Raw genomic sequence first — 10,461 nt, forward strand, 5'->3', positions numbered from 1 at the left:
CTTATCAAAGCAAGATTTTGGTAAACTAAAATCATTTTGATAGCTTATAGGAAGTATTAACAGTAAGAGAAGTCAATATGAAAAAAAGAGAAATCACAAAATTAAGTCTTAACAAGAAGCAAATCTCAACACTAACTTTTTATAATTTACGTGGAGGAAGATTGGTACATGCAGATTCTGACTGCGAAGGAACATGTTCTTGTAATTGTACTAATGCAGAAAATCATACCTGTGATTGCGATACGGAAGAATCAGATTGTTTGCCATGTAACTCAAAATAATAAGTCGTTATTTATAAATGTTGGATTATAAGTGTTATGAACTGATTTTTTATTTGGATACTTTTGAGAAATAATTAATCACAAAAATTAATACTTATGAAAAAAAGAGAAATCTCTAAACTGAATTTAAACAAAAAACAAATTTCTTCATTTAATGTACTGAATCTGCGTGGAGGAAATCTCGGAGTAGAAACAGAATGTGAACAATCGTGCGATTGTGAAATTACAAGGGTACAAACTTGTGGAACAGAAAAATCATCTTGTATTCCATGCTATTCAATTCCTTAAAATATAATTTTGGTAAAAAATTAACAACGAAGCTATTGTGATTCCATCAGAAACCTAATATCTTCGTTATATAAGGTAAAGAAGCAACTTTTATAGTTGCTTTTTTTACACTAAAAAGGTTAAATTTACACATGCCTAAACAAAAACAAGCCAAATATGATCATGCCTATTTACGCATGGCAAAAGAATGGGGAAAACTCTCTTATTGCGAACGTAAACAAGTCGGTGCGATTATTGTAAAAGATAGAATGATAATCTCTGATGGATACAATGGAACGCCATCAGGATTTGAAAATTTCTGTGAAGATGAAGAAGGATACACCAAATGGTATGTACTGCATGCAGAAGCAAATGCCATCTTAAAAGTAGCCGCTTCCACGCAATCCTGTGTTGGTGCTACGTTGTATATTACGATGTCTCCTTGTAAAGAATGCAGCAAGCTCATTCATCAAGCAGGAATTAAAAGAGTCGTGTATGTTGACGCATACAAAGATGACTCAGGCATACAATTTTTACAAAAAGCAGGCGTTGAAGTAGAACACATTCCAACACTTCAAACCTCATAAAAAATAAAATTTGAATAAAAGAACTCAATACTTACTTCCCGTGATCATTGCAGCCGCAGTTGCCGCAGGTGTATTTATTGGTGGAAAATTAAACTTCAGTGCATCACCCGAAACACTATTTTCATCGAACAGAAGTAAAGACAAACTCAATCGCCTAATTGATTATATTGATTACGAATATGTAGATAATGTTGATGTAGATAGTATTGTAGATGTCACCGTGACAAATATTCTCGAAAACCTAGATCCGCATTCGGTATACATTTCTTCAGACGAAGAAAAAAGAGTAGCCGAAAACATGCAAGGCGATTTTGTCGGAGTTGGTATTAGGTTTGACATGATAAATGACACCTTAACGGTAGTAAGAACGCTAGAAGGCGGACCAAGTGTTGCCGCAGGAATTAGAGCTGGCGATCGCATTCTTATGGCAGATTCCGATACTTTGTACGGAAAAAAAATGCGCAACACGCAAATTATTTCAAAATTAAAAGGTACAGAAGCTACGTCTGTAAAGCTGAAAATTTACCGTAAAGAAACAGATGAAAAATTTCATATCAATCTAAAAAGAGCCAAAGTTCCTATAAAAAGTGTGGTAGCACATTATATGTTGACTGACGATTTAGGGTATATAAAAATCAATCGTTTTTCAGAAACAACTTATGACGAATTTAAAGCGGCACTGAGAACTCTACAACGAAAAGGAGCCAAGAATTTGACGCTTGATTTACGAAATAATCCTGGTGGAATTTTAGATGTTACACGCGATATTGCAGATGAATTTTTGAAAGATGGAAAGTTAATTCTTTTCACAAAAAACAAAAAAGGGAAAATTGACAACTATTACGCAACATCCAAAGGTAGTTTTGAAAATGGCGAAATTTATGTGTTGATCAATGAAAAATCGGCTTCTGCAAGTGAAATCATTGCAGGTGCTTTGCAAGACAATGACAAAGGCGTTATTGTAGGAAGAAGATCATTTGGAAAAGGATTGGTACAACGTCCAATGCCACTTGGCGATGGTTCGGTTGTGCGCCTAACAATTTCACGGTATTATACACCAACAGGACGTTCCATTCAGCGTTCATACAAAAAAGGACACAACGACTATTTTGATGAGTATTACGAACGTTTCAAATCAGGTGAATTAAAGTCAATTGACAGCATTAAAGTAGCAGATTCGTTACGATTTGAAACACCAAAAGGAAAAATTGTATATGGCGGTGGCGGAATTATTCCAGATGTATTTGTACCACTTTTAAGTACACCAGAACAATTATCGCTCGAACGTGGACTGCGCACTAAAATAGTAGGTTATATGGATGAATTTGTATTCAATAAACTTGATGCAGACAGAACGATGTACAGCAATATGACGCTTCAAGAATTTGTGCAAAATTTTAATGTTACAGACGAAATGCTAACAGAATATGCAGCGTTTTTTCGTAAAATGCGCGGACAACGTATCTACATTGAAAAATATGCTGACCAGATGAGAAGACATATCAAAGCCATTTATATTGAGCAATTATTTGGAATGAATGGATATCAGCAACAGCTCAATCAAGGCGATAAAATGATTGAAAAAGTGATGGAGTTGCACAATGATTAATTTTTGAATTGTAAATGCTGAATTTTAAATTAGACTTCAAAAACCCAATTTCTAATCAAACAGAATTCGTGTTGATCTAAAAAGTACTAGTGATCCAAAAAAAACAATTTGTGAATTCGTGGTGAAAACTAAATCTTCCAAACTTTAAATCCATCCAATATTCCATTCAAGAAGTTGGAAGGTAATTTAGAAAAATCTAACAGCGTAGCGGTCTAACATCTAACAGCGCAAGCGATCTAAAATCTAGACTTTATCATGCACTTTCGTGTGATTTCCGTCGTTCCAAAGCGTTAAAATATCAGTGGCAACTTGTGCGCCACTTCCAGCGGCAATGGCAAACTGACTTCTCCAACCTGCAATCGTTCCGCACACATACAAACCTTCTTTTACCAAATGATCTTCGTTTTTTAAGTACACACGATCTTTTTTTGTAGCAGCTCTCGGATGCGGCGCTGTAAATTCGTCCAAACCATCAATAGTAAGTGGTTTTGAATAATTGAGTGCAATGACAACAAGTTTACTTTGATAAGTATTTTTATTGGTAATGATTTGAAAATTACCAGTTTCACCTGAAATTTCAAGTACTTTTTCGTTAGCAATTTGCGCAACATGCGGATACGCTTCTGCTAACTGTGCTTGCCCTTCTTTTAAAATTGCAGCACCTGTTTTTCCTTTCGGTAAACCGAGTACATTATTAAACAAGGCATTTTGTAAGTGTGAAGACTTTTGATGCAATACAATACCAATATCCTTAGTTGTAGCAAATGGTTTTTCCTTTGCAGAACCTAACACAAGCGCGCATTGCATTCCAGAAACGCCGCCACCAATAACGAGTACATCAAACATTACTTGTTATGATTTTTTACTTTCTCTTCAATCTTTTTAGACGTTAGAAAAATTAATAAAATTAAAATTACGCACATCGCAGCAACAATACTAACTACGGCAACCAAACTGTCGCCCTGAAGTAAATTGTCAAAATCTAACTTTGTTGCATTGTAAATACTCAGTATAATGGCAAGAACAATAAATATATAAGAGAATTTTTTCATAACAATTTTATCTTTTATTTAAAATACGCTAAAAGAATTTCATTTTTCAGCGCTGTAGCTTTTTTATCAATTTCTGGCGGTTTTGCCAATTTTTCTGGACTGCTAAAATACGATATTTCTCGGTAATATTTTTCTACATCTCCTGTATCATCTTCATCTTTGAGTGTGTACTCGTATTTATCCGTTATAGTCTTTGTTATCCAATTCAAATGTTTGTCAAAAGTATACTCCGCTAACTGAGTTCTTGCAGCAACGTTTTTATCTGAGTCAATTTCAGCATCTTTTGTAACATTTCCGTAGTTGTCAACCGATTTAATAAAGGTTTTTTGCAAACCTTCTTTTACATCTTCATAGGAACCACGTCGTGCCTTTGGAATATTGGTCTCAAAAAGTAATTTCGTTACTTTGGTATTTTTCTCAGGATACTCATATATGTATCTATATCCGTAATATCCACTTGGTTTTATCGTTTTGTCAAATTTCATCACCAAACGTCCCAAAGTATCTCGTATATACGTATCTAAAGTATTGTAAGTCATAATTTGATTTGAAGAAGTATATTTTACAGATTGAAGATACGGTTTCCCTTTAATGATTTCATACACATATTCATCTGTACGTTCATTGCTGGCACCATTACCCAAAAACTTTCCTTTGTTATGCTCTAGCTGAATCAATTTTGCATTATCAAATGTTTTTGTAGTTATATATTGGTAGTAACTTCTTCCTCCTGCACGTTCTTCCAAACCTTTAATTGTTACAATAATATCAGTTCCTTGTTTTTGGTACGAATATGTTTTGTATTCATCAAAGTGATACACAGAATCTTTGGTTATTTTATATTCAAAATACGTTAATAAGTTTCCATAAGTATCATAAGACATACGTTCTACACGAGAATCCTTATCACCATAATGGTCTTCATCATTATCGCGGCTTTCACGATGCACGATATTTCCTTTTTTATCATAAAAATAAAAATAAGTATTATCTTCATTTTTCAACTTTGTCATCTGTCCTGCTGCATTAAAATGAGCCTCTGTATGTACATACACAGTATCGCCTTTCATTGCAATAGGATCACCATAGCCAAACTGATTGGAAAATTGACGTACGTATCTTGGTTGCTTATTAAAAATAGTATCAAATCCGCTTGAAATGGTAATGTTGTACATAAAGCTTTCTAAAGTCTTATCGACAGCAATAGGATCAATTAATTTCTCTGACCAATTGTTTTTTGTACCAACAGATTGTCCACTTGCATAATTCACACATAACAAAATGCTAAAAATAAATAGGATATAAGAGCTTAATTTCATTTCATTGTAAATATTTCTTGAATCCCCGAAGTAAATATCTTAACGGCAATGGCTAATAAAATAACGCCAAAAACTTTTCTTAAAATACGAATTCCGTTTTGTCCCAACCAACGTTCAATGTTAGCAGAAGCTTTCAACACAATATACATAATAATCATATTGATTAAAATGGCGATCACAATATTTTGTGCATCAAACTCAGCACGAAGCGACAAAATCGAAGTCAAACTTCCAGGTCCAGCAACCAACGGAAACGCAATAGGAAATACAGAAGCATCACTCATAGCATCTTCGCCATCTTCCTTAAATAAGGTAATTCCTAAAATCATTTCTAGTGCCAGAAAAAATAACACAAACGAACCTGCAACGGCAAACTGACTTGCGGTAATTCCAATTAAATTCAGCATGCTTTGTCCAATAAACAAAAATACGGTCAAAATTACACCTGCAATAATGGTGGCTTTTCCAGACTGAATGTGTCCAGTTTTACGTCGTAGATCGATGATAATAGGTATGTTTCCGATAATATCAATTACCGCAAAAAGCAACATACTAGCTGTTAAAATATGATTCCAATTCAAATTCATTTTAGTATATCTTTAAATTCGCGGCAAATGTACATTATTCGCCTAATTATCAAAGAGAAAACATGTGTTTTTTAGTTTAAATTAAGGTGAATAAATCATTGCTTTTAAGTTTGCATAAAAAGTCAAAATAAACAGTCAGAAAAAAAAGTATATTTGCCACATGTTTCAAATAGGAAAAACCATCATTTCAGAAGATATTATTGAAAACGACTTTGTATGCAATTTGGCTGCATGCAAAGGTGAATGTTGTATTGCAGGTGATGCAGGCGCGCCACTTGAAAAAGAAGAAGTCAAAATATTAGAAGAAATCTACGATACCGTAAAACCTTTTTTACGCAAAGAAGGCATTGAAGCCATCTCAACACAAGGAACCTATATTGTGCAAGAAAATGGCGACTTAGAAACTCCTTTAGTAAATGGTGCCGAATGTGCCTATGTTATTTTTGATGAAAAAAATACCGCTTTGTGCGGAATTGAAGAAGCCTACAATAAAGGTTTGGTCGATTGGAAAAAACCTATTTCCTGTCACCTATATCCAGTTCGAGTAGAAGCCTACAGTGATTTTGCCGCAGTAAATTATCACAGATGGCCAATTTGTGATGACGCCTGTTCTTTAGGAAAAGAATTACAAGTACCAACCTATAAATTTGTCAAAGAAGCCTTGGTTCGAAAATTTGGAGAAGACTGGTACGGAGAATTAGAAAAAACTGCAAAAAAATTAGGTCGCTAATTATTAAAAATTCATTTTCCCATTTTTTTTTGCAATCTCTTGTTTTATCGCTGCTAGCAAAGAATTGATTCTTGTAAGTATTTGATAATCAGTAAAAAATGCCATTTCTCAAAACGTTAAAAAAGTAGGAAAAAACTGTACTGTTGTTAAAAACTCACTAACTTTGTGAATAAGTTAGACTTTCATTTTCGCATACAATTTTTCATCTTTGTTATTCCCAAATCAAACAATAGTCTTTTACCCAATTTTACATTAAAAAACCCGATAATTTTATGTCATCAGCAGTAGAACCCATCTTACAAGAAAACAAAGACAGATTTGTGATTTTTCCAATCAAACATGCAGATATTTGGGAATGGTATAAAAAATCTGAAGCTAGTTTTTGGACAGCTGAAGAAATTGACCTTCACCAAGATTTAACAGATTGGAGCACTAAGTTAAATGATGACGAACGTTATTTTATTAAACATATTCTTGCCTTTTTTGCAGCATCAGACGGAATTGTAAATGAAAACTTAGCAGAGAACTTTGTAAATGAAGTACAATATTCTGAAGCGAAGTTTTTCTACGGATTCCAAATTATGATGGAAAACATTCACTCAGAAACATACTCATTATTAATTGACACGTATGTGAAAGATGAAAAAGAAAAAGACAAGTTATTTAAGGCAATTGACAATTTTCCAGCAATCAAAAAGAAAGCAGATTGGGCTTTACAATGGATTGAATCACCAAGTTTCGCAGAACGCTTAATTGCATTTGCTGCCGTAGAAGGTATTTTCTTTTCAGGAGCTTTCTGTTCTATTTATTGGTTGAAGAAAAGAGGAATTATGCCTGGGTTAACTTTCTCAAACGAGTTAATTTCTCGTGATGAAGGTGTGCACTGTGATTTTGCAGTACACTTACACAATAATCACCTAGTAAATAAAGTTCCTAAAGACCGTATCCGTTCTATAATCGTAGATGCATTAAATATTGAGCGCGAATTCGTCACAGAATCTTTACCTGTAAGTCTTATTGGAATGAATGCTAAATTGATGACGCAGTACTTGGAGTTTGTTACCGACAGACTTTTACAAGAATTAGGTTGTGAGAAAGAATACAATGTAACAAATCCATTCGATTTTATGGATATGATTTCTCTTCAAGGTAAAACAAACTTCTTTGAAAAAAGAGTTTCAGAATACCAAAAAGCAGGTGTGCTTAATAAAGAAGAAGAGAAAGATAAATTTAGCTTTGACGCTGATTTCTAAAAGAAAATCCCTTTGATTTTGGTTGCACTGCAATCAAAGTTTTAAAACACATTAATAAAATACCAAATGCTAATTTTTTCGCCGAAAAATTAGTAAAATAACTAACCCCTTTTCTGAACGAGAGCAGAAAGGAACAAAAAACAGATGAGCGTATGTTTGTAGTAAAAAGAGACGGAAGAAAAGAGCCAATGATGTTTGACAAGATCACTTCACGAGTGAGAAAGTTATGCTATGGCTTAAACGATTTAGTAGATCCTGTAAAGGTTGCTATGCGTGTAATTGAAGGATTATACGATGGAGTAACAACTTCAGAATTAGATAACCTTGCCGCAGAAATTGCCGCCACAATGACGACTACGCATCCCGATTATGCACGATTGGCTGCGCGTATTTCCGTATCAAACTTACACAAAAACACAAAGAAATCATTCTCTGAGACAATGGTAGATTTGTATGAGTATGTAAACCCAAGAACAGGAAAAGATGCACCATTATTATCTGATGAGGTATATAATGTAATTATGGAAAATGCAGATCGCTTAGATTCTACTATTATCTATAATCGCGATTTTGGATACGATTACTTCGGATTTAAAACCTTAGAGCGTTCATACTTATTAAAGTTAAATGGTAAAATTGCAGAACGTCCACAACACATGTTAATGCGTGTTTCTGTTGGAATTCACTTAAATGACCTAGATGCTGCAATTGAAACGTATGAGTTAATGTCTAAAAAGTTCTTTACACATGCAACTCCAACGCTTTTCAACTCTGGAACACCAAAACCACAAATGTCATCATGTTTCTTGCTTGCAATGCAAGATGATAGTATTGATGGAATATACGACACTCTAAAACAAACGGCGAAAATATCACAATCAGCAGGTGGAATCGGCTTATCTATCCACAACGTGCGTGCTACAGGATCATACATTGCAGGAACCAACGGAACTAGTAATGGTATTGTACCAATGTTACAAGTATACAATGACACAGCGCGTTATGTAGATCAAGGTGGAGGAAAACGTAAAGGTTCATTTGCAATATATATAGAACCTTGGCATGCAGATATTTTTGACTTTTTAGATTTAAAGAAAAATCACGGAAAAGAAGAAATGCGTGCGCGTGATTTATTCTACGCAATGTGGATTCCAGATTTATTCATGAAACGTGTAGAAGAGAATGGTTCTTGGACGTTAATGTGTCCAAACGAATGTCCAAACTTATTCAACGTACACAGTGATGAGTTTGAAGAACTATACTTAAAATACGAATCGCTAAATAAAGGAAGAAAAACAATTAAGGCGCGTGAGTTATGGGAAAAAATCCTAGAATCTCAAATTGAAACCGGAACGCCTTACATGTTATATAAAGATGCGGCAAACCGTAAATCGAATCAAAAGAACTTAGGAACCATTCGTTCGTCAAACTTATGTACGGAAATCATGGAGTATACATCTCCTGATGAAGTAGCAGTTTGTAACTTGGCCTCGATTGCATTGCCAATGTTTATCAAAGGAAAAGAATTTGACCATGATGAGTTATTCCGCGTTACAAAACGTGTTACAAGAAACTTAAACAAAGTAATTGACAGAAACTACTATCCTGTAAAAGAAGCAGAAAACTCTAACTTCCGTCACCGTCCAATTGGATTAGGTGTACAAGGATTGGCAGATACATTTATCAAATTAAGAATGCCATTTACTTCGGATGAAGCTAAAAAACTGAACCAAGAAATATTTGAAACATTATATTTCGCAGCAGTAACGGCTTCTATGGAAATGGCAAAAGAAGAAGGTCCATACCAAACGTATGAAGGTTCGCCAATATCGCAAGGAGAATTTCAATATAATTTATGGGGAATTAAAGATGAAGAATTAAGCGGTCGTTGGGACTGGGGAACTTTACGTAAGGAAGTTGCTAAAAACGGAGTGCGTAACTCGTTATTAGTCGCGCCAATGCCAACAGCATCTACATCACAAATTCTTGGAAACAACGAATGTTTTGAGCCATATACGTCAAACATATATACACGTAGAGTACTTTCTGGAGAATTCATTGTTGTAAACAAGCATTTACTAGAAGATTTAGTAAACTTAGGATTGTGGACAGAAGATTTAAAGCAAGATTTAATGCGTGCTAACGGATCTATTCAACACATTGAAGAAATTCCACAAGACATCAAAGAATTGTATAAAACAGTTTGGGAATTAAGTATGAAAGATATCATTGACATGTCGCGTCACAGAGGATATTTCATTGATCAATCGCAGTCATTAAACTTATTCATGGAAGGTGCAACAATGGCAAAATTAACGTCAATGCACTTCTACGCTTGGAAATCTGGATTAAAAACGGGAATGTACTACTTACGAACAAAATCGGCAGTAGATGCAATTAAGTTTACTGTTAAGAAAGAGGTGAAAAAAGCGCCAGTTGCTGTAGAAGCTGCAGCTGCAATTGCTGTAGAAACAGTTGGAGCAAAACCAACATCGACACCAACTCCTGTGGCAGTTGAGCCATTAACGCCAGAAGAATTAAAAGAAATCATTGCACGATCAAAAGAAGGTCAAGATGACGATTGCTTAATGTGTGGTTCTTAAATCATACATTTTTACAAAAAACCAGCAAATAGAAAAAGGGAACGCTTTAAAAAGTGTTCCCTTTTTTATTTTTTAGTCGCACTTTGTTTTAAATATTGCCTAGTTATATATTGGTAATTATTTAAAACGACAAACGAAATGAAGCAGTATTTTCCCCTAGAAAGTCATCAACA

The 10,461-nt window shown here is 34.4% G+C and carries 10 protein-coding genes; 7 read left to right on the forward strand and 3 right to left on the reverse strand.

The features are described from left to right. Window positions 1-77: 77 nt before the first annotated feature. The 4 genes from AB8B65_RS09475 to AB8B65_RS09490 all read left to right on the forward strand — a co-directional run bounded on the left by AB8B65_RS09475 (window position 78) and on the right by AB8B65_RS09490 (window position 2,744). A complete protein-coding gene (locus AB8B65_RS09475) occupies window positions 78-281 on the forward strand; it encodes a hypothetical protein (protein ID WP_405300714.1) in 204 nt (67 codons plus the stop codon). A gap of 96 nt (window positions 282-377) precedes the next feature. Further along, window positions 378-569, forward strand: a complete 192-nt coding sequence (locus tag AB8B65_RS09480; RefSeq protein ID WP_405300715.1) for a hypothetical protein — start codon at window positions 378-380, stop codon at window positions 567-569. 131 nt (window positions 570-700) lie between these two features. Next, a complete protein-coding gene (locus tag AB8B65_RS09485) occupies window positions 701-1,135 on the forward strand; it encodes a deoxycytidylate deaminase (RefSeq protein ID WP_405300716.1) in 435 nt (144 codons plus the stop codon). 10 nt (window positions 1,136-1,145) lie between these two features. Beyond that, window positions 1,146-2,744, forward strand: coding sequence for a S41 family peptidase (locus tag AB8B65_RS09490; RefSeq protein WP_405300717.1), 1,599 nt, complete (start codon window positions 1,146-1,148; stop codon window positions 2,742-2,744). Between the two features lie 243 nt (window positions 2,745-2,987). On the opposite strand, the gene AB8B65_RS09495 is transcribed toward AB8B65_RS09490, so the two are convergent. The 3 genes from AB8B65_RS09495 to AB8B65_RS09505 all read right to left on the reverse strand — a co-directional run bounded on the left by AB8B65_RS09495 (window position 2,988) and on the right by AB8B65_RS09505 (window position 5,702). Beyond that, entirely contained in the window at window positions 2,988-3,590 is a 603-nt protein-coding gene (locus AB8B65_RS09495; protein ID WP_405300718.1) for an FAD-dependent oxidoreductase, read from the reverse strand. A gap of 220 nt (window positions 3,591-3,810) precedes the next feature. Next, entirely contained in the window at window positions 3,811-5,115 is a 1,305-nt protein-coding gene (locus AB8B65_RS09500) for a hypothetical protein (RefSeq protein WP_405300719.1), read from the reverse strand. Beyond that, window positions 5,112-5,702, reverse strand: coding sequence for a MarC family protein (locus tag AB8B65_RS09505; protein WP_405300720.1), 591 nt, complete (start codon window positions 5,700-5,702; stop codon window positions 5,112-5,114). Before AB8B65_RS09505 ends, AB8B65_RS09500 begins: the two co-directional genes overlap by 4 nt. A 160-nt stretch (window positions 5,703-5,862) precedes the next feature. On the opposite strand from AB8B65_RS09505, the gene AB8B65_RS09510 reads away from it, so the two are divergent. The 3 genes from AB8B65_RS09510 (at window position 5,863) to AB8B65_RS09520 (ending at window position 10,288) form a co-directional block, all read left to right on the forward strand. After that, window positions 5,863-6,432 (forward strand): DUF3109 family protein, encoded by a 570-nt coding sequence (locus AB8B65_RS09510; protein ID WP_405300721.1) that lies wholly within the window; start codon window positions 5,863-5,865, stop codon window positions 6,430-6,432. A 272-nt stretch (window positions 6,433-6,704) separates the two neighbouring features. Next, window positions 6,705-7,685, forward strand: a complete 981-nt coding sequence (locus AB8B65_RS09515) for a ribonucleotide-diphosphate reductase subunit beta (RefSeq protein ID WP_405300722.1) — start codon at window positions 6,705-6,707, stop codon at window positions 7,683-7,685. A 152-nt stretch (window positions 7,686-7,837) separates the two neighbouring features. Beyond that, a complete protein-coding gene (locus AB8B65_RS09520; protein WP_405300723.1) occupies window positions 7,838-10,288 on the forward strand; it encodes a ribonucleoside-diphosphate reductase subunit alpha in 2,451 nt (816 codons plus the stop codon). The last annotated feature ends 173 nt before the right edge of the window (window positions 10,289-10,461 follow it).

Origin of the sequence: Kordia sp., from assembly GCF_045105435.1 — a bacterium.
Taxonomy (GTDB): Bacteria; Bacteroidota; Bacteroidia; order Flavobacteriales; family Flavobacteriaceae; genus Kordia.